This window comes from Helicobacter ailurogastricus (assembly GCF_001282945.1).
In the GTDB taxonomy this organism is placed as follows: domain Bacteria; phylum Campylobacterota; class Campylobacteria; order Campylobacterales; family Helicobacteraceae; genus Helicobacter; species Helicobacter ailurogastricus.
The window spans coordinates 150,266-172,632 of record NZ_CDMG01000009.1 but is presented as its reverse complement, the minus strand read 5'-3'; the positions used below and the strand labels follow the sequence as shown (position 1 = coordinate 172,632).

Genomic DNA, 22,367 nt, shown 5'->3' with positions numbered 1-22,367 from the left:
CTTCATAAAACCTCGTTTTGCGCCACTTTAAAGTGGTGGGCTTGGTGGCTTAAAACCGGAACAATGAGTTTTTGTCTGCGACTCAAGTAAGAACCTTTGAGATTGTTCGTGTATCTTAAAAGCGCTACAGAGCTGTGAAATTTTTTGGCAATGGAGTAAAGGGTTTCTCTGGGTTTGACCCTATAATTGATGACTCGCACAATAAAGCCTCTGGGCTTGTAGTGTTGTCTAAAATAGGCGAGGTTTTCATAGGGGATATAGACCATGCTAGGCGCGCCAGTGGGTAAAAAGTTGTATCTAAATTGGTGGTTATAAGCCCTAACCTTAGACACAGATAAATGCGCACTCGTGGCAACTTGGCTTAGTAAAGTCCCGCCTTTAACGGACACGCTGGCTAGAGTTTGGCGGGCCCCTCTATTGAGCAAATAAGCCTTATTGTCCTGTGTGTCTAAATTATTAAAGGCGATGGCTAGGCTTAAAATAGAGCGGATGTAGTGGCGGGTTTCTTGGGGCAGGTATTTTTTATCATCATCGAGCAAGACATTGATGTTGTCTGTGCCGGCGGCTTGGATCGCCTCTAACACCCGTCTTAGCCCATAGTTGTAAGCCATCGCCACCAAATACCATTGGTGGGTTTGCTTGTAGAGCATTTTAAAGTAGGTGATCGCCGCTTGTGTGCTTTTAATCGGGTCGCGCCGCTCATCCACGAGGGCATTGACCTTTAGGCCAAGCATTTTGGCGGTTTCTGGCATGAATTGCCAAATGCCCACCGCCTTTTTCACGCTGTAAGCCCTAACAGAAAACTTAGACTCTGCCATCGCTAAAAACAAAAACTCTACGGGGATATTCGCCTGTATCAACATGCTTTTAATCGTGGGGATAAACACTCCATTGGCATCGTAGTGTTGGAGCAGTTTATCAAAGGTTTGTTGCACGCTCTCTAAGGTGTTGGCGTTGGCACTACTAGCTAAAAACACCCCATCCACCCCAAAGGCGTTTAAAGTCTTTAGGCTGGCGCTGTCGATCGTGGGGGGCGTGGCGCACAAGGGCAAACCAAGTAAGCAAGAAAAGCTCAAGGATTTTAGCAAGGATTTTATCATTAAGATACCTTTAAGTTAAAGAGTGTATGGGCGTTGGCCGTGGTGTTTTGGGCCAAATCTTCTAAACGCATTTGGCGCACCTTGGCCAGTTTTTCAGCAATGAGGGGGATGTATTTAGGCTCGTTGCGGCTGCCTCTAAAAGGGTGAGGGGTCAAATAGGGTGCATCGGTTTCTAAAAGCAAGCGCTCTAGGGGGATTTTGGGCAAAATTTCTACTAGAGTTTTGGCATTTTTAAAGGTCGCCACCCCCCCGATGCCATAGTAAAAATTGTGTGCTAACTCTAATAAAAGCGCATCTCCATTGAAACAATGCAACACGCCTTTAAGGTTAGGGTATTCTTTTAAAAGAGCGTGTGCATCTGTGCTGGCTTCTCTAATATGCACGATTAAAGGTTTGTTGTACTCTAAAGCTAAAGCGATTTGGGCTTTAAAAGCTTCTTTTTGGGCGGCTTTGGTGGCTGTGTCGTTTTTGTAGTGGTAATCTAGCCCGCATTCGCCCACCGCCACGCATTTAGGGTGGTTGATGTGTGCCTTTAAAAAGTCTAAATTAAAGTCTTGCAAGTCTAGCGGGTGTGTACCCACGGCGAAGTAAAGGTTTGCCCGGCTTTCACAAAGCGCGATGGCGCGGGCCAAGTCCTTAGGGCTAGCAGCGGGGATAATGGCGGTGCTGACCCCAACTTTTTGCGCATTGCTTAAAACCTCGAGCACATCGGCTTGGTATAAAGAGTGGTCTAAATGGCAATGGGTGTCGATCAGTTCTAACATTTAGCTCCCTACAATCACAAAGTAAAAAAGTTCCATTGTACTATAATTTAGGGGGTTGATACCCTAAAATCCATTTAAAAGGCGTTTATGTTTAGCGGATTGATCCAAGAATTAAGCCCCATCCTTAGCTTTAAAGGCGGGGTTTTGAGCTTAAAAAGCAAGCACCGCCCCAAAATAGGCGAGAGCATCGCGGTTAATGGGGCGTGCTTGACAGTGGTTTCTCTTTTTAAGGGCGGCTTTAGCGTGCAAATGAGCGCACACACACAGACACAAATCGCTTTAGAGAATTACCAAGCGGGGCAACTTGTGCATGTCGAGCCCGCGCTTAGAGCTGGCGATCGTTTTGATGGGCATTTTGTTCAAGGGCATATAGACGGGGTGGGGGTTGTAAATCAAATCTTAAAAGGGACAAGCCAAGTAGAAGTGGGCGTTAAAGCCCCACCCTCCATTTTAGAGCTGTGTATCCCCAAAGGCTCGATCGCCATCGATGGGGTGAGCTTGACCTTAGCAGGCATACATAGTGATGGCTTTTCTCTAGTCATCATCCCCCACACTTTTAACAACACCCTTTTTAACGCTTACAAGCCGGGGCGGCGGGTGAATATTGAAAGCGACATGCTAGTAAGGGCGGTGGCGCACTTTAATAAACGCCAAAAATCCCTTTCGTGGTCTTTTTACGATGGCTTGGTGATGGGCTATTAATGGGGATGCCTAAAGCCGTAGCCCTAGCTTATAACATCGGGCAAGACAATGCACCTAAAGTCGTGGCTAGTGGGGTGGGGCAAATTGCAAGAGCAATCATGGAAAAGGCCAAAGCCTTTGATGTTCCCCTTTTTTGCAACGAAGCTTTGGTCAATTCGCTCTTAGATGTGCGCCTAGACACACCCATCCCGCCCGAGCTTTATGCGAGCGTGGTGGAAGTCTTTATTTGGTTGCAATCGGCTGAAAATGGGGCACAAATGAGCTAGACAAATAGCGCCCTTTTTAGTTAAAAAGGGCCTTTTCAATCTCTAAGGGCTCAACTTGTCCCGTGTAATAAAAATATTTTCTCAACACCAAGAAAGCAGTCCACTCTTCTAGGGGAGTGAGAAAACTTTTGACATACGTGTTGGCATGACAAATCATCTCCAAACAATCCTTGGGACGGGCGCTAAAAAACTCTATCTGGGCGGGGGTATCGCTGTAATCAGGCTTTAAAGGGATGTAGTGGATATAGGGGACAAGTTGGCTTTCTAAAAAGAAACTCTCAAATTTAGGCGGGGGCATCATTGCCACCGAATTTGAGCTTAAAATCCATTTTAAATTGCTCGCCACATCAAAGCCCTCCAAAGACAAGATAAATTTATGCTCCAAGTGCTGGGCAATGCTCGCTCTAGGTTTGCTAAAGGGGCTTAAAGCGGGGGTAAGCGCCCCCACATGGCCTAAATCCATTAAGGGGTGCTTGAAATAGTGTTTTAAAAAATCTAGGCGGTGGGGCTGAAAACACGCCCCCCTAAAGAAAAGTTTGTTTTGTTTGGCCTCAAAGGGCATCGGGCATGGGGGAAAAATGTGCTTGAAGTGGCGGCGCTTGTCTAGGGGCAAAAGCACATTGTTTGAGTGGGGGATTTGGGGAATGGGGCGGCTTTTACACAGCGTGGGGGTCAATAAATTGTAATTGACATCGCCGTACTCAAGCTGGTAGCGCAAACTTTGATCGAAAAACCTAAAATACGCCATGAAATCGTAAAAATACCGACTTCCCAAAGACAAGCCTTTAAAAAGCCCTAGGGGTGGGTTTTGCACGCTTTGATGCGGGGGCAGAGCGCAGGCCTTATTCACCCGATCTTTGATCGATTCCAAGCTAGATAGGGGCAAGCTTGCCAATTGGGCTAAACGCCTTTTGATGCGCCCCTTTTGACCGGGCAGGAGCGGTTGCAAGCAAAGGGCTAGAGATTTGAGATTATAGAAAAAGGCGCTTTGCTTGGTTCGCATTCTTAAAATCTCCCTGATTTTGCATAAGTTTACCCAAAATCTTGTATAATTGCCCCCTTAATGATAGACTATCTCTACTATCTTTTGTCTATCGAAAAGGAGAAAAATGCTAGAAATTCGATGGCACGCACGCGCTGGTCAGGGTGCGGTTACGGGCGCAAAGGGCCTAGCCGATGTGCTCACCACCACAGGAAAAGAAGTACAAGGCTTTGCGGTCTATGGGTCGGCTAAAAGGGGGGCGGCGATGACGGCCTACAACCGCATCGACTCTGAACCCATTTTAAACCACGAAAAGTTTATGAACCCCGATTATGTATTGGTGATCGATCCGGGGCTTACTTTCATCACCGACATCACGGAAAATGAAAAACCCGACACAACTTACATCATCACCACGCATTTAAGCAAGGACGAGTTGTTTGAAAAAAAACCCGAGTTGGCGAGCAAAAAGGTTTTCACCCTAAATTGCATTAAAATTGCGATGGACACGATCAAGCGCCCCATCCCCAACACCCCCATGCTCGGGGCTTTAATGAAGGTGTCTGGCATGTTGGAGTTGGAGTTTTTTAAAAACGCTTTTAAAGAAGTGCTGGGTAAAAAAATGCCCCAAGCTTTGATCGATGCAAACATGCTCGCCATCGACCACGCCTACGCCCAAGTGCAATAAAGGACAGACATGAAAAATTGGCAAGAATTTGAAATGGGGGCGGTGCTCTTCCCCTTTGAAAAACAAGGGCAAGAGGAACTTGGCAAACACAACAACGAGCGCGCCTACACCACAGACAGCTCCTTTACGGCCAGCGTGGCTAACTGGCGCGTGGAAAAACCCGTGCACAACAAAGATGTTTGCATTAATTGTTTTAATTGTTGGGTTTATTGCCCCGATGCTTCGATTTTGTCCCGCGAGGGCAAGATGAGCGGCATCGATTACGAACACTGCAAGGGTTGCGGGGTGTGTGTGGATGTCTGCCCCACTAACCCTAAATCTCTCTTGATGTTTGACAATTTAGAGCCCGTAGAAGAGGCGCTCACCAAGTGGCCACAAAAAGCCGAGGGGCTTAAAAAGAAAAGCTACCGCACAGAAGGGGGTTATAATGGCTTCTAGTTACCATTTAAACGGCGTGGAGGCGTGGGATGGCTGCACAGCCAGCGCACACGCCCTAAGGCAGGCACAAGTGGATGTCGTGGCCGCTTACCCCATCACCCCCTCCACCCCCATCATCCAAAATTACGGCTCTTTTAAAGACAATGGCTACATCGATGGCGAATTTGTTTTAGTCGAGTCCGAGCACGCGGCGATGAGTGCGTGCGTGGGCGCGGCAGCGGCGGGCGGAAGGGTTAGCACCGCCACAAGCTCGCAAGGCTTTGCCCTCATGGTGGAAGTGCTTTATCAAGCCGCCGGCATGCGCTTGCCCATTGTGCTCAATGTGGCTAACCGCGCTTTGGCTTCACCCTTAAACATCCACTGCGATCACTCAGACATGTATTTAGGGCGTGATAGCGGTTGGATCAGCCTTTGTACCTGCAACCCCCAAGAAGTTTATGACTTCACTTTAATGGCGTTTAAGTTGGCCGAACACACGGGGGTTAGAGTGCCTGTGATGGTGCATCAAGACGGGTTTTTGTCTTCACACACCGTGCAAAATGTCCGCCCCCTGGCCGACCATGTCGCTTATAAATTTGTGGGCGATTATGTCCCCGTGCATCCCATGCTTGACTTTGACAAACCCGTAAGTTATGGGGCGCAGGCTGAAGAAGAGTGGCACTTTGAGCATAAAGCCAAATTGCACCACGCCATCATGGAGTCTAGCGCGGTGCTTGAGGAAATCTTTAAGGACTTTGCTAAGATCACTGGACGGCAATACAATGTTTTAGAAACCTTTGACATGGAGGATGCTGAAGTGGCGATTTTTGCGCTCGGCACCACTTGGGAGTCTGCGATTGTGGCGGCCAAAAAAGCCAGAGAAAAGGGCATTAAAGCGGGTGTGGTCACCACCCACTTATTGCGCCCCTTCCCCTTTGTGGCTTTGGGTGAAATTTTTAAAAAGGCAAAGGCGGTGGCTATCATGGATAAAAGCTCGCCCTCGGGTGCGCTGGGCGCGCTCTTTAACGAAGTGGCCGCAAGCCTCTATCAAGTGCAGGGCTCACGCCACCCGGTGCTGAGTAACTACATTTATGGGCTAGGCGGGCGCGACTTGACCCAAGCAGACTTAGACGGCATTTTTGAAGAGTTGAGTCAAGATGCCCAAAAAGGCGCGCTCACCCACCCCACCCAACAATTCATTGGGCTCAACGGACCCAAGTTGTCTTATTTTTAAGGAGAATACATGGTTAGAGAAGTCAAAACACTCAAAAGCTTTAGCCAATCGGCGGAAAAATTCGAAGGTTCGCACTTACTTTGTCCGGGCTGTGGGCATGGCATCATCATTAGGGAAGTGTTGAATGCCGTAGATGGCCCCATCGTTTTAGGCAACTCCACAGGCTGTTTAGAGGTGTGCTCGGCGGTGTATCCGCACACTTCTTGGGATGTGCCTTGGATTCACATTGGGTTTGAAAACGGCTCTACGGCGGTTTGCGGCGTGGAGAGCATGTATAAAGCCTTAGAGCGCAAAGGCAAATACACAGGCCAACGCCCCAAGTTTGTCGCCTTTGGAGGTGATGGCGCGACCTATGACATCGGCTTTCAATTCATCAGCGGGTGCTTGGAGCGCGGGCATGACATGACCTACATCTGCCTAGACAATGAGAACTACGCCAACACGGGGGGGCAAAGAAGCGGAAGCACGCCTATGGGGGCAAGCACCAGCACCACGCCCGCGGGCAAAGTGAGCTTTGGCAAAAAAGAGCGTAAAAAAGATTTACCCCTTATCATGGCAGCGCATGGCATCCCCTACACCGCCCAAATCGCCCCCAATAAGTGGAAGGACATGAATAAAAAGATCAAAACCGCCCTAGACACGGAAGGGCCTTGTTTTATCAACGCCCTTAGCCCATGCCCGACTGAGTGGAAATACCACTCTTCTTTGGCGATTGAGATGACAGATTTGGCCGTGGATTGCTTGATCTTTCCTTTGTTTGAAATTTTTCACGGGCAAGAGCTCAAAATCACCTACCGCCCCCGCAATGTTTTGCCCGTGCGCGATTACTTGGGTGTGCAAAAACGCTTTGCCCACCTCTTTAAAAAAGAAAACGAACACATCATCGAAGCCTTGCAAAAGGATGTCGATGCCCGTTGGGAATACTTGCAGCGGCGGGAGGAAGCCAAGGTTTAATGATCGATCGTTACTCTTTGGAGGGGATGGCGCACCTTTGGAGCGCCCAAAACAAGTTTGACACTTATCTAAAAGTTGAAAAGGCCATCGTGCAGGCGTGGCACGCTTTGGGCATCATAGATGCTCAAAGTTGCCAAAAAATCCAAAAAGTGGGTTTTGATTTAAAACGGGTTTATGAAATCGAGCAAACCACAAAGCACGACCTCATCGCCTTTATCAACGCCGTTTGCGAGAATTTAGGGGAGGAGAAACGCTTTTTTCACTACGGCATCACTTCTAGCGACTGCATAGACACCGCTTTAGCCTTAATTCTAAAAGAAAGCCTAGAGATCATTTTAAAAGACTTGCAAGAGCTTTTAGGGGTGCTAAAAACCCGGGCGCTTGAGTTTAAAGACACCCCCATCATCGGGCGCAGCCACGGGATTCACGGCGAGCCGATGAGCTTTGGGCTGGTGTGGGCGTTGTGGTTTGAAGAAATGCGCCGCCATGTGAAATCTTTAGAAGGGGTGTTAGAAGAAATTGGCGTGGGGATGGTGAGCGGAGCGATGGGGAATATGGCGCATATCCCCCTAGAGCTAGAGGAAAAAACTTGTGCAATTTTAGGGCTAAAACCTGCTTTAATCACAAACCAAGTCATCTCAAGGGATCGCCACGCTAAGGTCATCAACGCCTTAGCCGTGCTAGCCAGCAGTTGCGAAAAAATCGCCATCAATGTCCGCCACTACCAGCGCACCGAAGTTTATGAGGCAGAGGAATATTTTAGCGTGGGGCAAAAGGGCAGCTCGGCCATGCCGCATAAGCGCAACCCCGTTTTAAGCGAAAACATCACGGGGCTGTGTCGGGTCATCAGAGAGGTTATGCCACTCCCATGCTAGAGAGTGTCGCCCTATGGCACGAGCGCGACATTAGCCATAGCTCCGTGGAGCGCTTTGTTTTCCCTGACATTTTCAGCACCACGGATTTTATGTTGCACCGCTTAAGCAACCTGCTAAAAACCCTTGTGGTGTATCCTCAAAACATGCGCGCGAATTTAGAGCGCACGGGCGGACTGGTCTATTCGCAAAAGGTGCTTTTGGAGTTGCCTAGGCTTGGCTTTAGCAAAGAGGAGAGTTATGCCATCGTGCAGGAAAATGCCGCCAAGGTGTGGCAAGATTTGCAAGAGGACAAGCACCACAAAGAGGGTTTTTTAAACGCTCTGCTCGCCGACCCCCGCCTAAAAAAGGTAAATCCCGCCAAACTCAAAGCCTGCTTTGACATGGCGCATTACCTGCAACACACAGACCAAATTTTTAAACGAGTCTTTATAGAATAAGCCGATTTTAAGCAAGAATACACTACCGTCAAAGTTCCTTTCATGAGTTAGCTTTGTGGGCTATTTTTTAGCCCGCTAGGTCTTAAAATCCCTCAAGCTTCGATCTTTTAAACTTCCATCTTGAGGCCTCAAAAAAGTAGGCTGTGTCGGCACAGAGCTTTTAAAGGTGTGTTTGATTTAGCGTTTGTGGCGTTGTTCGTGCTCCAGAAGCCATTTTTTAATTTCCACCCCGCCCCCATAGCCCCCCAAATTGCCGCTTTTTAAAACCACTCTATGGCAGGGGATCACAATGGGACAAGGGTTGTTGTGGTTAGCGTTGCCCACGGCCCGGCACGCTCTAGGATTGTTTAGGGCGTGGGCGATTTCTTGGTAGGTTTGGGTTTTAGCATAGGGGATATTTTGTAAAGCCTGCCACACTTGCAAGCTAAAGGGGCTTGCCGACAAGCTCAAGGGCAGGTTAAAACTAAAAAGCTGGCCCCTAAAATAGCTCTCTAAACTCTCTAACACGGCTTGCATTAAGGCATCGGGTTTTAAGACACTCTGTCTTTGTGTTACAAAATCCACGCTCACTAAGCCCTTGCTATCCGTGCGTAAAGCCAAATAGGGGCTAGGAAAGCTCTTAGGGGGTTTGAAAAAGGCTAAAATCACAGCCCCATTTTAAAAGGGTTTAAAATGTTATTTGGGTCAAAGGCTTTTTTAATCGCCCGAAACAAACCCATTTCTTCAGGGCTAAAGGCTAGGGGCATGAACTTTGCCTTAGACAGCCCGATGCCATGCTCCCCGCTTAAAGTCCCCTCTAAAGCAATGGCGCATTTAAAGATTTCCTCCATCGCCCTTTGCCCTTGCTCTAGCTGGGTCTTAGGGTCTTCAAGCATGATATTCACATGCACATTGCCATCGCCGGTGTGCCCAAAACAGGGGATGGGCAAGTTGTAGGCCTTTGAGATACGCCCCACTTCTTCAAGCAAGGCAGGTAGGCTCGCCCGGGGCACCGTCACATCTTCGTTTAATTTTTTCTTGCCATAGACGCTGATGCTCTGCGAGGCGTTGCGCCGTGAAAACCAAAGGTCTTCTTCCTCTTGGGGGTTTTGCGCTGCCTTAAAATCCACGCACCCACACGCCTTAAAATGCCCCTCAATGGCGTTTAACTGCCAAGTGATTTGCTCGGGCACGCTCCCATCCACTTGGGTGATTAAAATCGCCCCCGCTTCTATGGGCAGCCCTTTGTTAAAACGCTCTTCCACTGCTCTAATGGTGAGGTTGTCTAAAAACTCCATCGCCACGGGTGTAACTCCACTGGCCATGGTTTGATACACCGCCTCCATCGCCTCTTGGATGGTGTGAAACACACCCATTGCCGATTGGCGTAATTTAGGTTTAGCTAGAAGTTTTAAAGTGATCTCGCTAATCACGGCTAAACACCCCTCGCTGGCAATGAGTATCCCGGCGACATTAAAGCCCGCCACATCTTTAATCGTTTTCTTGCCCGCACGGATAATGTCCCCATTAGGCAACACCGCCCGTAAAGCCATCACATAGTCTTTAGTGATCCCGTATTTAGCCGCACGCATGCCCCCCGCGTTTTCGCTCACATTGCCGCCCAAAGTGCTTTGATCTTGGCTGGCTGGATCGGGCGGGTAGAAGAGCCCTAGTTTCTCCACTTCGTTTTGGAAGTGCTTATTGATCACGCCCGGTTGCACCCTTGCGATTAAGTTTTTGGTGTCGATCTCTAGGATTTTGTCTAAGTGCTTTTCTACGCTTAAAATCAGCCCCCCACTCACCCCCAAGGCCCCGCCTGTAAAGCCACTGCCCGCCCCTCTAGGCACAACGATGATCTGATGCTGGTTGCAATAGGCTAAAATCTGACTGATCTCTTGTTCGTTTTTAGGGAAAATCACGCCCTCGGGCAGGTGGCGCTCTCTAGTCGCATCGTAGGCGTAGGCGCTCAAGTGCGCGGGGTCTGTGAAAAAATTATCCTCCCCCACAAATGCACTTAAGGCCTTGGCATGTTCGGGGTTTAGCATAGGTTGCCTCCTATTGTTTTTCTTCTTGGCGTATCCGCTTTTCCTCCGCCTTTTCTCTTTTTTTCTCTGCTTTTTTAGCCTTCCTTTCTGCCTTTTCCTCTAACCTTTCTTTGGCTAATTCTTTTTTGCGCCTTTTTTTCGCCTCTTTGGCCTCCTTAGCCCTCTCTTTGCTGGTCGCCTTGTCTAGGGCTTGTTCCTCGGCCTTTTGCTCTTTAGAGAGCTTAGGGGCGATCAATTGCTTCTCTTCGTTGATCTCCTCGTTGTATTCTTTCTCTAAAGCTTGTTTTTGCTTTTGACTCTTGGCGTGTTTGATGTCTTTTTTAAGCTCTCTTTTATCCTCTGCCTTGATTTCCCCAGCTAGCTTTTTCTCAGACTCCTTGCGCAACAAATTGTCGTAGTAGGTAAAATAATGTCTGGCCTTGCCTCCAGCGACTAACTTACCAAAAGTGCCCCGATCCACGCCCTCTACACGGGAGAAAAAGGGTGAGAAAGTGCGCCCCACTTTCGTGGTGTCTAAAGGCTGCGTTTCTAAAATCGCAAAACTTTGGCAATCTAAAATATTTAAGCGATTCGTGCTGACAAGATAGACCAACCCCACGCTGTAAATGTCGCAAGCCCGCCTTAAGGTTTTTGCTGTGGGATCGAACCCGTTTAAAAAGGCCACTAACAAATCGGAGTTAATGAAGGTCGCATCGGGGTAGTCGTCCTTGACTTGCTCATAGGTGTGTAAATCCGGAGCGATTAAAAAGGCTTGGTTGTTAAACTCCCTAAAAATCGCTAAATTGCCCTTTTTAGGCACCATGCGGGGGGTGGGTAGATGCTTTTGTTTCATCACCTTATAGGGGGCGTATTTGGCATAAGCCACGCCATTTTGGATAGAAAGCACTTCAAGGCTTGCAACAATGACATTGTAATCGGTGAGCTTAGACAAAATGTAGCCACTCTCCCCCACTTTTAAATCGTAGGCTTGAAACCGCACGACCTTTCTAGCCGTATCCACCCCATCGATGTTGATCTTTAAAGGTGCGCTCCAGTCTTTGGCGTGCAACAGCCCACACAGCCCCAAAATTGCTAAAAACCACTTAAGCATGCCCGTCCTTAAAATGTTGTTGAAACCACGCCAAAGCATAGCCTAGCCCCACACTTTTACAAAATTGCTCGTTTGCCATAAAGCCATCCACTTCTTCTAAGGGCAAGTAAATGATCTCTATGTCTTCGGTGTCGATCCCTCCGCCTTGGTGGGCGCGTTGGTTTTGGCTGATACGGGCAAAAAACATGGTTTGCCTGCTCCCGCTAATGCCCGTGGAGCCGTAAAACACTCCAATTTTTTGTAACATTTCAGGCACGAGGGCATAACCGCACTCTTCTAGCACCTCTTCACAAGCGATTTGCTCCACGCTCTTATGGGCTTTATCCACCAGCCCCGCGCACAGTTCATAAGTGTAACCATCCACGCTTTGCCCGCCATACAGACACGCACTCACAAACACGGGGGGTCTAAATTGCTTGACCAACACAAAACTTTGCTTTTCTATGTGGTAGAGCAAGATCGAAACGCTGTCGTGCACACGCACCATGTCCCAGCTTTTACGCACCCCGTCTTCCTCGTATAAAATGCGCTTGGGTTTGAAGTAGGCAGAGGCAGGGCAATCAATGATTTGAATATTGTCGTAGGCAATCATTAATCTGTGTTCTTTGTGTTTTCTTTTTGGGCATATTCAAAGGAAGTCATGTCCTCTAGGCTTTTTAAGTAGGGCTTGATGGCTTGGCTGAATAATTGCTTTTCATGCCCGCTAAGTTGGCTTTTAGCCGTGCGGATACGCCCGAGAGGGTCAATGGGGCGGTCGTTGCGATAGACCCCAAAGTGCAAATGCGGCCCTGTACTAAGCCCTGTGCTGCCAACCCTGCCAATCACCTGCCCCCTTTTGACATAGCTGTGCATGTGCAAGCCTCTAGCAAAGGCGCTCATGTGGGCATAGACCATGCGTAAATCCTGCCCATGCTTGATCTCTATGGCGTTGCCATACCCACCTTTACGCCCCATAGAAACGATGTAGCCGTCCGTGGCAGCGTGGATCAAACTCCCTTTTTTGGCGGCAAAATCCACGCCAAAATGGGGGCGGACTTGCTTTAAAATGGGGTGCATGCGCCCTAGCGAAAAGCGAGAAGAAATGCGGGTGTAGCGCACGGGGGTTTCTAGCAAAAATTCCACAACTTCGCGCCCCATTTCATCGTAATACTTGCCCCTGTAAGCAAAAACATAGTGGTTGCGCCTATGCGTCTGCAACATGGCGGCTTTAATGCTGGGGTAGCCAAAGGGTTGGTTTAGGCGGTATTTGCGGGTGTAGATCAGGTTTAATTGGTCGTCCTTAATGACCGCTCTTTTGAGATTTAAGGTTTTTTTATAAATCCCAATGAACTCTTTGGCAAGTTTAGCGTCCCCGGTGGCCTTTAAAATGTCGTGGTAGGGGGAGTGTTTGATGCGCATCGTTAAAGTCTTTTGCGCACTGCTGTAAATGATGGGGATGAAGTCTAGGTTATATTGCCCGCTTGAGTCTTTGTAAAGGCGCAGCTGCACAGACTCGCCCACAGGCACTAACACCTGTAAAAGTTGGTTATTGTCGTCTTTTAACACATAGTAGGGCACGCCCGCTCTAATCTCTGTGCCTAATTCCTTGTCTTGGTAGGATAGATTGTAATAAATTTTAGGGTCTATGTGGTGTTTGTTGAAAAACCCTAATAAAGTCATGCCATTTTCCCAAATTAACCTTTGCCCCACAGCCGCCGTGCCAAGATTCACACAAAACAGCCACACTAAAACGAGTCGAATCATCGCGCATTGTCCTTATTGAAAAAAACTGGATTGTAGTATAGAATAGCTTATAAATAAAACTTTTACGGAGAGCACAATGAAAAAAACGCGGTTTAGACTGCATGTTTGGTTAGTGCCGACCGTCACTTTTCTGCTTTTTTGTTGTGCGTTGTTGCTGTTATTGGTCTATACTTTCAGCAATTCGCAATCTATGTTTTCGACTTTAGACAATGCTAGAAAAGCCCCCACGAGCGCAAAAGAGTTGCGCCAAGAATTGTCAAAAAGGATGCGTTGATCGCAGTTGTTTAAAAATCTGTCTTTTAGCCGATATAGCCCGAAATTTTAGAAAGGATTTTCCATGGTCAAGCCCGTAGGAACAGCCCCTTCTTTTAGCCACATCGGCCCTTCACACGGCTCCCGCCACACCGCCCACACCGCCGCCACCCAAGCCCATGAAGCCGATCGGGTCGCCCAAATCAAAAAGGCCGTGGAAGATGGGCATTACAAGGTTGATATGGATAAAACGGCCCACAAAATGGCACAGGATTTGCTTGGCTAAGGCGATACCGAGCGTTTGATTTAAGAGGTAGCTTGGTATGAAGCCATTTAAAGGGTGCGCATGCTTTACAGCTATCTTGAGCAGTCTGTGCAGGATTTGCAAACTCTCATCCAACTCACCTCCCAAGACTTAGAAGACATTAAAGAAGCCAACCACGAGGCGGTTTTTACCCGCAACGGCCTTAAGAAAGAGCGCATCGCTTCTTTTGAAAACTGCAAAGCCCTTTTTGACCAAGAGATGTTGGTCTTGATGGAAAAAAACCCCGGCACGCCTTTAGCCAACTTGCTAGATGAGCGTGGCTCACGCCTTTTAAAAGAAATGCGCCAGCTCTTAACCCAGCTTAAAGAGATCAACGCCGACTACGCCCGCATCGTCTTTGCAGTGTCGGATTTTTACTCTAAGCTCATGCAACAAATTGTGCCGCACGAGAGCACAGGCTATTACAACCAAAAGACCGTCAATAGCAGCTTTTTACAAGTACAGGCTTAAGGGGGTTTTATGGGCGGAATTTTTGCGACTTTAAACACTTCTTACACGGGCTTACAAGCCCACCAAGTCATGGTAGATGTGACGGGCAACAACATCTCCAATGCCAACGATGAATTTTACAGCCGCCAGCGTGTGATCGCCACGCCCCAAAGCACCCTCATGTACACCAACCGCAACATGAACATGGGGGTGAATGTCCAAAGCATCCAGCGCACACACGATGAATTTGTCTTTGCCCGCTACGCGCATGCCAAACAAGAACAAGCTTATTACAGCACCCAGTTTGACAATTTGCGCGAAGCCTCCTCTTACTTCCCTGACATGGACGAAGTGGGCGTGCATACAGATTTGCAAGACTACTTCAACGCGTGGAAAGATTTAGCCAAGGACGCAAAATCTCCTGCCACCAAGCAAGCCCTCGTGCAAAAAACCAAGACCCTCACTCGAAGCATCCACGATGCCCGCGCGCGCCTTGTTAATTTGCAGAAAAAGGCTAGCCATGAGCTCACCAGCACCATCACAGAGGTCAATCGCCTCGGCAGAGAAATTGCCAACATCAACAAGCACCTTAAAGAAATGGAGGACGCTAAAACCCTCAAGCAAGCCAACGAATTGCGCGACAGACGCGACCAACTCGAGTTTCACTTAAAAGAACTCATCGGGGGTAATGTAACGAAAAACCACATCCAAACCTACTCCTTAAACGACATTAAAACCGCCGACTTTGACGATGGCTATGTTTTCAATGTGGGGTATGGGTTTAACATCGTGGATGGGGCCATCTTTCACCCCCTAGTGGTTGAACAAAACAAAAATGAAAACCAACTTGCCCAAATCTACTTTAGGGGCGATGATTTTAAGGTCGTCAATATCACCGACAAGATCGATCAGGGCAAAGTCGGGGCGTTGATGGGCGTGTATAATGACGGCTCGCATGGCACAAGAAAGGGCAAATTGCAAACCTACATCGACCGCCTAGACACTTTTGCCAAGGGGTTGATTCAAGCCACCAACGCCATCTACGCCCAAAGCGCCGCGCACAACATCGAGGGGCACATCATGGACTTTCAAGGCGATGAAGCCTTAAAAGACACCAACCACAACATCAAAACGGGCTCGTTTGACCTGCTCGCCTACAACACCAATGGGCAAGTGATCGCCAAAAAAACGATCAACATCACCCCCATCACCACTATGAACGATGTGATCGCCCAAATCAACGCCGACACGGACGACAACCACGACAACAACACCACCAACGATTTTAACGACTACTTCGTGGCGCACTACGACAACGATGCCAAACAATTCACCATCCAGCCCAAAAACTCTTCTCAAGGGCTGTTTGTGTCGCTTAAAGACCATGGCACAAACTTGACAGGTGCGCTGGGCTTAAACACCTTCTTTGAAGGAGATAGTGCCAGAGACATTAAAATCAACGACACCTACCGCAAAGAGCCCACCGCTTTGCGCCCGTGGCTTGCCCCCATTGATGGCAATTTTGATGTCGCCAACATGATGCAACAACTCCAGTACGATAAAGTGGATTTTTACAAAGACAATAAGCTAGACAACAAACCCATGACAATCGAGAACTACTACGAATTTCTTGTGGGTCAAGTGCATACTCAAGCCGAACACGCCAAAAAGACCCTAGAGAGCAAGGATGCGATTTTACATGTCATCAAAAAAGAACAACAAGCGATCTCAGGGGTCAGCACCGATGAAGAGATGGTGAATCTCATTAAGTTTCAAAGCGGTTACGCCGCTAATGCCAAAGTCGTTACAGCGGTCGATCGCATGATTGAAACCTTGCTGGAGATGAAACAATAGGGGCTTGGTGCTTTTAAGCTACCAACGCAATTTGCCCGTGCGGTTAGGGTTTTCAAGCGTTTTTTGCACATCCTGCATATTTTTAGTGGAGAGCGTACCGCCAGAGGTATCCGTATCTATGGGGTGCTTGGCGTACGCGTCCTTGATTTCCCACACCACCCCGCTGGTTAAAATCAACGCGCTGACTCTAGGGTTTTCGCATATCCAGCGGTTAGTCGTGTTATTAGCGTTGAGTTTATCTAGGACCTTCTGCGCCTTCTGCGCTTCATCTCCGCCCTTTGCGACCATTTTTTCTAGGTTTTCTTTATGGTGTTTGTAATCCTCATAGGGCATGCGCAAATCCACCCCCGCCTCTAAGTAGCGATCTTCTAGTAACCCCTTTGTGTCCTTAATCACCTTGAGCTGGGCGGTGTTGATGACATTGCCCTCTTTTATCGGTGGCCTTAAATGGGGTTAAACAGCGTTTAAACTTGTAAAAAGCCTTTGGCTTTTTTAGCGCAAAAACCCGTATGCATAGACTTTAGGCTGTAATTCTTGAGCTAATGTGTCTAAACTTACCTTGAGCGTGGCGTAAAGCTCTTTATAGTGGGGGTCTTTGGCCTTGTGTGGGGGGTTGAGCTTGCCACTGCCATCCCGTCCGCTAAAAAATTCCTTGATGTCGTAAAGGCTGGCGTTGGGATTAGAGCGCTCTTGGCTGTGGTAGTGGCGGTAGAGTTTGCGTCCGGCTTCTAGCACAGATTGGGTGGCTGCGGTAAAAGTCGGGCAAGCCTGCATGGGGGCTGGCGTGGGCTGGGCGAAAAGCTTTTTTTGTGGCGATGGGGGCAACACCCCGCTTAACAAGGCTTTATCTTTGCCGCTTAGAAAATTTAAGAGCGTGTGGTGGATGTAACTCCCCTTGGGATTGACTTCTTTTTCCGTAAAAGGGATGAAATGATTTGCTCCGTACTGGGTAGAAATGCGGTTTTTGCCATGAAACAACATAAACACCAAGCAAGAGCCTAAAAAGTCGGTGTCGGCCTGCCATGTGTCGTTGTAGGGTGCATAAAATTGGTCATTGTGGTTAATCCATGTGTGGAGGGTGCAATGGCGGACGGAAAAATAGACACTGAGGGGGATTAGGTTATGGGGGGTGATGACAAGGTGCATATCGTGCCCGTTATTGCGTTTGTTAGTCATACAAACTTTGTTGTTGTTTTGAAAATCCACGCCTAGCGTGATAAGGTAGCCCAAATGCGGTTCTTGGACTTTTGTAAAGTGGCGTATCCATTGGTTGATGCTAGGCATATTGTCCCACGCCCGAAACTCTTTCATCCCTAGGCGCTCTCCGCTGGCGTTGTAAATGTCTAGCCTGACCTCTTCGATGGGCTCTTTAGCGCCCAAATCCCAACAGAGAAACCCAATGGGAAACTCTCCCTTGACATTGTCAAAGCTGTTTCCCGGGCACATAAAGCCGCCCAAAAAGCGGGCGTTAAAGTGCTCTCTAAACGCTTTAAAATTGCTAGAGTTGAGGTACTTGAGCGTAGAGAAACTGGCTAGGATGGGGCCATAGGGTTTAAGGGGAGTTTGGGTAGAGTACAACCGCCCCTGTGAAAGGGGCAAACTTCCTTCCAAGGAGCCACCCATGTCTAAACATGGTAAGGGCTCTAAGCGAGTATTATACATTAAGCTCTCTTTTAGGGGGCTTAAATTTGTGTGGTACCAACGCTGGTAAGAGCCCGCCCCCTCTTGTAGGGGGGGTTCCTTTTGGTTGGGTTTGCCCTTTTGGGGAGAAAAGCATAGCTTTTCTTCGCATAGCTTTTCTTCGCATAGCGTTTCGTTGCCTTGCTTTTCTTCGCTTTGTGCTCCCCCGGCGATTTCCTTGATAATCCGCATGAAAAATTGGGCAAAAACTTCGTTTTTGGCTTTGCCTAATTCTTGGGCGTATTTTGTCGCTATTTCTGAGCCGGCTACGCCGTCCTTATTTGCGCCCGTGCCGCTCATTTGGGTTTTGCTCCCGGCTTCGGCGTAAGGGGGGTTGATGTAAATGATGAGTTTAGAGAGTTGCTTGGGGTCTTTTAAGATCGCTTGCAGGCTTTCGGGCAATTTGGGGTCTTGGTCTGTGGATTTGCCAAAAAACCCATGTCTTAAAAAGTCAAAGCGGAAAATATTCTCTGGGGCAATTTTTAAGGGGTCGCTGGGGTCTTTGGCTCTAACTTTCATGATTTTAATGTCGCTGGGGTCTATCGTGCTGGCATAGACTTTATAGGGGTTGTCTAAGCCCACCAATAAATTGCCCGTGCCCGCGGCCAAATCCCAAAGGATATAATCATTTTCATAGTCTTGGCCCAAGATTGCCTTTAAATATTTTTTAGACTTGTCCGCCCAAATTCTAGGGGTGTAAAACGCCCCCCGAAACTCCCGTTTGCCCACCAGCAAGTCTCGTCTGTTGGTGATGCGGTGGCGGTATTCTTTCTCGGGCGGGCGTTTATAAAGTTTCCAAAAGGCTTTGTGGGCTTCTTGGTGGTCGTTAAAGCCCGTTTTATCGACATTGAGGGCTTTGGTGAGGGGATTGACTTTTTCGTTAAATTCGTAATGGTCGCCCCTTAAAAGCGTGCTCAAGTCCAAGAGGGTGTGGTTGTCTTGGCTCAACAAGTCTGCCAAATAAAAATCCGCTTCTAAAATATCCACCTTTTGGGCTTGCTCCCAATCAAGGTTGATGGAGGGTTTGACACAGATCAGCCATTTATCGAAAATGTCTTTAAAGTTCTCTCTAGTGATTTGGGTTTGTAGGGCAGGCTTGGAGTGTAAGGACTGGATGAAGTCTTTAAGTTCTTTTGTGTGTTGTTGGTAGGCAAAAATCACAAGGTGTGCCTTTAAAAGGGGGCTTAAAAGACTTTCCACTTCCTTAAACTCTTTAGAATTATGGTTACTCGGGGCTTCTTTGTAGGTCTTTTTAGAGAGTTCTTTGAGTAGGGGCTCTAATTTTTGGATTTCTAGCACGCCAAAACACGCCCCATTAAACGCCCCTAAAAAGGGGGGCAAAGTTTCGTGCTGGTGCTTTAAAATCGTAAGCACTAATTGCGTGAGGGCTTTGTTGAGATCGTAAGTGCCCGCCTTGGCTTCTGCCCAAAGTAAAGGGGTGAGCTCTTTGTTAAAGAGATCTGTTGGGGAGGTACTGATTCGAAAATCGATTTTATCCCCACTGCAGATAAAGCCCTTAAAGTAGTGCTCTCTTATGGCGTTTTTTAGGGGCTCTTCGGGTAAGCTTAAGAAGTCCATGAGGATCCTTACTTGGCACTTAACAAAAGGTTGGGGAGGGTTTATAAGTTCATATTCGGTAAGAGTGTAGAAGTGTGGGCAACAAACATGGCAAGCTCCACGAGCCACGCCCCCACAAAGATAGAGAAAGCAAGCTTTTCCAGGGTGGGCTTAAAAAGTAAAACCCCCACCACGCTCAAAGTGGCTAGAAAGCCTAAAAATTCCATTAAACAAAGGCGATTTGGGCGAGCACGGACGCGTCCCCTCGGCGGATGGCGCTTCTGTGGATACGGGTGTAGCCCCCCTTGCGCTCGGCGTATTTGGGCGCAAGCTCGGTTACAAGTTTGTGCGTGGCTTCTTTATTTTGCAAATAGGCAAAGACATAGCGGTGGGCATTAAAATCCCCCTTACGGGCGGTTGTTACCAGCTTTTCAATGTAGCTTTGCAATTCCTTGGCCTTGCAAACCCCCGTTTCAATTTTGCCATGCTCAATGAGGGCGATGGCTAGGTTTTTTAAAAGTGCCTTCCTGTGGGCGCTGGTGCGGCCCAGTTTTCTAAAACGATTTTGGTGGCGCATTAACTTTCCTCGCTTTTTAATTTTTCAATCCGTGCTTTTAAAGAGGCCTTGAACTCAGGGGAGAGCTCTTGGCCCACGGGGTATTTGAGTTGTTCTAATTTTTCGGCGATCTCATCGTAGGACTTTTTGCCTAAGTTTTTAATGCCTTTAAGCTCGTAAGCGTCCATGAGCACCAATTCCCCGATGTACTTGATCCCGATTTTATCTAGACAATTAAAGCAACGCGCGCTTAGGTCTAAGTCCTCGACTTTACGCACAAGGTCTTTGATCTCTAGGCTGTCTTCTAGGGCGTAGGCTTTGGAGTGCGCCATGCTGGTGCTGAAAATATGCATCTGTGCGTGCATGGTCTTTACTGCCTCTTGGAAAGCGTGCTGGGGATCGATCTGCCCATCGCTCTCAATGTCAAACACCACCCTTTCAAAATTCGGGTTGCCATCCACGAGCATGTTTTCAATGTTATAGACCACCTTTTTAATGGGCGTGAAGTAGGCATCTAAAGGGATGTAATCGCTAGGAATCAGCCCTCTAATGCTCTCACTAGGCACATAGCCCATGCCCCTTTGGATGATGAGGGCAAAGTCTAGTTGCACATCCTCGTTGATCGTGGCTAAATAGGCTTCTTTATCCACCACGCCCACGCCTTCGTTTTCTAAGTGTTTCCCGCACAACTTCGCTGGGCCCTTGAAAGAGTAATGCACCACAAGTTGTTCGTCTGGGTTTTTAGCCCGCCCGACTAGGCGGATGTTTTTAAGGTTGGCGATGAAAAGGGCGGCATCCTCAGCCATGCCCCGCACGGAGTCAAACTCGTGGGCGACATTTTCAATTTTAATGCCGATGGGCGCATACCCCACAGAGCTTTGCAGAAGAAAGCGGCGGATGGGGTGTGCTAAAGTGATGGCGTAGCCGCTTTCAAAGGCGGACACGCTCACACGGATCTGCCGGTCGCTGATTTTCTCAACGCTGATGTCCGTGGGGACATGAGGCGCTGTTTTAATCACTTTCATGCTAGCCCCTATTTTGAGTAAAGTTCAACAATCAGGCGTTCTTCAATGGGGATTGCCACTTCATCTCTCTCAGGGTAGCGGGTGAAAATCCCAAATTTTTTATCCTGATCCACATCCATCCAAGCCACCATCCCCGTTTGTTTGCTGAGTTCAATGGAGCGCACAATTTGGGGATTTTCTTTGCTTTTTTCAATCAATTCGATTTTTTGCCCGTGCTTGATGAAAGCCGAGGGGATGTCCATGCGTTTGCCATCGACTAAAATATGCCCGTGTGTTACTAGTTGCCTAGCAAAAGAGCGGGTGGTGGCAAAGCCCATGCGATAGACCACATTATCTAAGCGGCGCTCCAACAAGCGGACTAAGTTCTCCCCTGTGTTGCCCTCCATGCGATTGGCCTCTTTAAAAATGGAGCGGAATTGCTTTTCAGAAATCCCATACATGGCCTTGGCTTTTTGTTTTTCTCTCAGTTGCAAGCCGTAATCCGAGATTTTGCCCCGTCTTTGCCCGTGCTGGCCCGGACCATAGGCGCGCTTGTCTAACGCACTCTTGCCGCTCAAACGGCGCTCGCCCTTTAGGGCTAAAGAAATCCCAAAACGGCGCTCTAACTTCTCAACTGCACCTCTGTATCTTGCCATAGTTGCTCCTTACACTCTTCTTCTCTTAGGGGGGCGGCAGCCATTGTGGGGTAGTGGGGTGATGTCTTTGATCCAAAGGACTTTAATGCCCTCCACACTCCCCACACTCTTGATGGCGGTTTCACGGCCAGAGCCCGGACCTTGCACCTTGATCCCCACTTCTTTAAGCCCATGTTCTTTGGCTTTCATCATCGCGCTCTCTACGGCTTGTTGGGCGGCGTAAGGGGTGGATTTTTTAGACCCCCTAAAGCCCAAGCCCCCCGCAGTCGCCCAACAAACCACATTGCCCATCTCATCGGTGATGGTGATGTTCGTGTTGTTGAAGGAAGCGCAAATATAAACCACACCTTTAGCGATGTTCTTTTTAACAACCCGTTTTTTTGTCCCAACTCGTTTCGCCATTCAAGCTCCCTTATTTACTGCCCACGGTTTTTTTCTTGCCTTTACGGGTGCGGGCGTTGTTTTTTGTGGTTTGTCCGCGCACGGGTAGGCCTTTGCGATGCCGAATCCCCCGATAACTGCCTAAATCCATCAACGCCTTGATGTCCATTTGCACCTTTTTACGCAAATCCCCTTCCACAACATAGTTGGCTTGGATTTCTTTAGTGATGCTAGAGATTTCGTCCTCACTCAATTCATGCACCCTTTTATCCAAAGAGATTTGCACTTTGGCAAGAATATCTCTAGAGCTTTTCAAGCCCACGCCGTAAATGTAGGTCAAAGCGTATTCAACCCGTTTCTTTTTGGGTAAATCTACCCCAGCAATGCGCGCCATTGT

The 22,367-nt window shown here is 48.3% G+C and carries 26 protein-coding genes and 1 pseudogene; 11 read left to right on the top strand and 16 right to left on the bottom strand.

Annotation, left to right across the window (positions count from 1 at the left end):
* Positions 1–2 precede the first annotated feature (2 nt).
* Together HAL07_RS06215 and HAL07_RS06210 are read right to left on the bottom strand one after the other, a co-directional pair.
* Complete coding sequence (locus HAL07_RS06215) at positions 3–1,100, bottom strand: lytic transglycosylase domain-containing protein (protein WP_082355902.1); 1,098 nt, start codon at positions 1,098–1,100, stop codon at positions 3–5.
* Positions 1,100–1,864, bottom strand: coding sequence for a TatD family hydrolase (locus tag HAL07_RS06210; protein WP_053940841.1), 765 nt, complete (start codon positions 1,862–1,864; stop codon positions 1,100–1,102). Before HAL07_RS06210 ends, HAL07_RS06215 begins: the two co-directional genes overlap by 1 nt.
* Before the next feature lie 87 nt (positions 1,865–1,951).
* Between HAL07_RS06210 and ribE the strand changes: the two genes are divergently transcribed.
* Positions 1,952–2,566: a riboflavin synthase gene (ribE, locus tag HAL07_RS06205; protein WP_053940840.1), complete on the top strand. Its 615-nt coding sequence runs from the start codon at positions 1,952–1,954 to the stop codon at positions 2,564–2,566.
* Positions 2,566–2,832: an EscU/YscU/HrcU family type III secretion system export apparatus switch protein gene (locus tag HAL07_RS06200; RefSeq protein ID WP_053940839.1), complete on the top strand. Its 267-nt coding sequence runs from the start codon at positions 2,566–2,568 to the stop codon at positions 2,830–2,832. The genes ribE and HAL07_RS06200 overlap by 1 nt, the downstream gene beginning before the upstream one ends.
* Positions 2,833–2,848: 16 nt before the next feature.
* On the opposite strand, the gene HAL07_RS06195 is transcribed toward HAL07_RS06200, so the two are convergent.
* The gene (locus tag HAL07_RS06195; RefSeq protein ID WP_053940838.1) at positions 2,849–3,835 is read right to left on the bottom strand and encodes a glycosyl transferase family 90; all 987 of its coding nucleotides are present in this window, start codon (positions 3,833–3,835) and stop codon (positions 2,849–2,851) included.
* Positions 3,836–3,941: 106 nt separating this feature from the next.
* Between HAL07_RS06195 and HAL07_RS06190 the strand changes: the two genes are divergently transcribed.
* From HAL07_RS06190 to purB, 5 genes and pseudogenes are all read left to right on the top strand, one after another.
* The gene (locus HAL07_RS06190; protein WP_053945472.1) at positions 3,942–4,502 is read left to right on the top strand and encodes a pyruvate flavodoxin oxidoreductase subunit gamma; all 561 of its coding nucleotides are present in this window, start codon (positions 3,942–3,944) and stop codon (positions 4,500–4,502) included.
* 9 nt (positions 4,503–4,511) lie between these two features.
* Positions 4,512–4,940 (top strand): 4Fe-4S dicluster-binding protein, encoded by a 429-nt coding sequence (locus HAL07_RS06185; RefSeq protein WP_053940836.1) that lies wholly within the window; start codon positions 4,512–4,514, stop codon positions 4,938–4,940.
* Entirely contained in the window at positions 4,930–6,153 is a 1,224-nt protein-coding gene (locus HAL07_RS06180) for a 2-oxoacid:ferredoxin oxidoreductase subunit alpha (protein WP_053940835.1), read from the top strand. Before HAL07_RS06185 ends, HAL07_RS06180 begins: the two co-directional genes overlap by 11 nt.
* A gap of 9 nt (positions 6,154–6,162) precedes the next feature.
* Entirely contained in the window at positions 6,163–7,107 is a 945-nt protein-coding gene (locus HAL07_RS06175) for a thiamine pyrophosphate-dependent enzyme (RefSeq protein WP_053940834.1), read from the top strand.
* Positions 7,107–8,419, top strand: a pseudogene (gene purB, locus HAL07_RS06170) (adenylosuccinate lyase). The gene HAL07_RS06175 and the pseudogene purB overlap by 1 nt, the downstream one beginning before the upstream one ends.
* Positions 8,420–8,596: 177 nt before the next feature.
* Here the strand turns inward: purB and HAL07_RS06165 are convergent.
* The 5 genes from HAL07_RS06165 to HAL07_RS06145 are packed head-to-tail and all read right to left on the bottom strand — an operon-like array spanning position 8,597 to position 13,276.
* Positions 8,597–9,067 (bottom strand): methylated-DNA--[protein]-cysteine S-methyltransferase, encoded by a 471-nt coding sequence (locus tag HAL07_RS06165; RefSeq protein WP_053945471.1) that lies wholly within the window; start codon positions 9,065–9,067, stop codon positions 8,597–8,599.
* Positions 9,064–10,443, bottom strand: a complete 1,380-nt coding sequence (gene glcD / locus HAL07_RS06160) for a glycolate oxidase subunit GlcD (protein ID WP_053945470.1) — start codon at positions 10,441–10,443, stop codon at positions 9,064–9,066. Before glcD ends, HAL07_RS06165 begins: the two co-directional genes overlap by 4 nt.
* Before the next feature lie 10 nt (positions 10,444–10,453).
* Positions 10,454–11,533, bottom strand: coding sequence for a plasminogen-binding N-terminal domain-containing protein (locus tag HAL07_RS06155; RefSeq protein WP_053945469.1), 1,080 nt, complete (start codon positions 11,531–11,533; stop codon positions 10,454–10,456).
* Positions 11,526–12,125: an NUDIX hydrolase gene (locus tag HAL07_RS06150; protein ID WP_053941785.1), complete on the bottom strand. Its 600-nt coding sequence runs from the start codon at positions 12,123–12,125 to the stop codon at positions 11,526–11,528. Before HAL07_RS06150 ends, HAL07_RS06155 begins: the two co-directional genes overlap by 8 nt.
* Positions 12,125–13,276 carry a peptidoglycan DD-metalloendopeptidase family protein gene (locus HAL07_RS06145; RefSeq protein WP_053945468.1) on the bottom strand — a complete coding sequence of 384 codons (1,152 nt, stop codon included), beginning with the start codon at positions 13,274–13,276 and terminating at the stop codon, positions 12,125–12,127. The genes HAL07_RS06150 and HAL07_RS06145 overlap by 1 nt, the downstream gene beginning before the upstream one ends.
* 76 nt (positions 13,277–13,352) lie before the next feature.
* Between HAL07_RS06145 and HAL07_RS06140 the strand changes: the two genes are divergently transcribed.
* The 4 genes from HAL07_RS06140 (at position 13,353) to flgK (ending at position 16,136) form a co-directional block, all read left to right on the top strand.
* Positions 13,353–13,550, top strand: coding sequence for a hypothetical protein (locus HAL07_RS06140; RefSeq protein ID WP_053941787.1), 198 nt, complete (start codon positions 13,353–13,355; stop codon positions 13,548–13,550).
* A 63-nt stretch (positions 13,551–13,613) separates the two neighbouring features.
* A complete protein-coding gene (locus tag HAL07_RS06135; protein ID WP_053941788.1) occupies positions 13,614–13,814 on the top strand; it encodes a flagellar biosynthesis anti-sigma factor FlgM in 201 nt (66 codons plus the stop codon).
* 60 nt (positions 13,815–13,874) lie between these two features.
* Positions 13,875–14,303, top strand: a complete 429-nt coding sequence (locus HAL07_RS06130) for a hypothetical protein (protein WP_053941789.1) — start codon at positions 13,875–13,877, stop codon at positions 14,301–14,303.
* A gap of 9 nt (positions 14,304–14,312) precedes the next feature.
* Positions 14,313–16,136, top strand: a complete 1,824-nt coding sequence (gene flgK / locus HAL07_RS06125; protein ID WP_053945467.1) for a flagellar hook-associated protein FlgK — start codon at positions 14,313–14,315, stop codon at positions 16,134–16,136.
* Between the two features lie 18 nt (positions 16,137–16,154).
* On the opposite strand, the gene HAL07_RS06120 is transcribed toward flgK, so the two are convergent.
* From HAL07_RS06120 to rpsM, 8 genes are all read right to left on the bottom strand, one after another.
* On the bottom strand, positions 16,155–16,532 hold the full coding sequence (locus HAL07_RS06120) for a hypothetical protein (RefSeq protein WP_053945466.1): 378 nt from the start codon (positions 16,530–16,532) through the stop codon (positions 16,155–16,157).
* A 96-nt stretch (positions 16,533–16,628) separates the two neighbouring features.
* Positions 16,629–19,394, bottom strand: coding sequence for a hypothetical protein (locus HAL07_RS06115; protein WP_238374499.1), 2,766 nt, complete (start codon positions 19,392–19,394; stop codon positions 16,629–16,631).
* A 41-nt stretch (positions 19,395–19,435) separates the two neighbouring features.
* Complete coding sequence (locus tag HAL07_RS08080; protein WP_197271629.1) at positions 19,436–19,600, bottom strand: hypothetical protein; 165 nt, start codon at positions 19,598–19,600, stop codon at positions 19,436–19,438.
* Positions 19,600–19,950: a 50S ribosomal protein L17 gene (gene rplQ, locus HAL07_RS06110; RefSeq protein ID WP_053941792.1), complete on the bottom strand. Its 351-nt coding sequence runs from the start codon at positions 19,948–19,950 to the stop codon at positions 19,600–19,602. Before rplQ ends, HAL07_RS08080 begins: the two co-directional genes overlap by 1 nt.
* On the bottom strand, positions 19,950–20,954 hold the full coding sequence (locus tag HAL07_RS06105; RefSeq protein WP_053945465.1) for a DNA-directed RNA polymerase subunit alpha: 1,005 nt from the start codon (positions 20,952–20,954) through the stop codon (positions 19,950–19,952). Before HAL07_RS06105 ends, rplQ begins: the two co-directional genes overlap by 1 nt.
* Before the next feature lie 8 nt (positions 20,955–20,962).
* Positions 20,963–21,589: a 30S ribosomal protein S4 gene (rpsD, locus tag HAL07_RS06100; RefSeq protein ID WP_053945464.1), complete on the bottom strand. Its 627-nt coding sequence runs from the start codon at positions 21,587–21,589 to the stop codon at positions 20,963–20,965.
* A 9-nt stretch (positions 21,590–21,598) separates the two neighbouring features.
* Complete coding sequence (rpsK, locus tag HAL07_RS06095; RefSeq protein WP_053941795.1) at positions 21,599–21,991, bottom strand: 30S ribosomal protein S11; 393 nt, start codon at positions 21,989–21,991, stop codon at positions 21,599–21,601.
* 10 nt (positions 21,992–22,001) lie between these two features.
* Positions 22,002–22,364, bottom strand: coding sequence for a 30S ribosomal protein S13 (gene rpsM, locus HAL07_RS06090; protein WP_053829179.1), 363 nt, complete (start codon positions 22,362–22,364; stop codon positions 22,002–22,004).
* Positions 22,365–22,367: the final 3 nt, after the last annotated feature.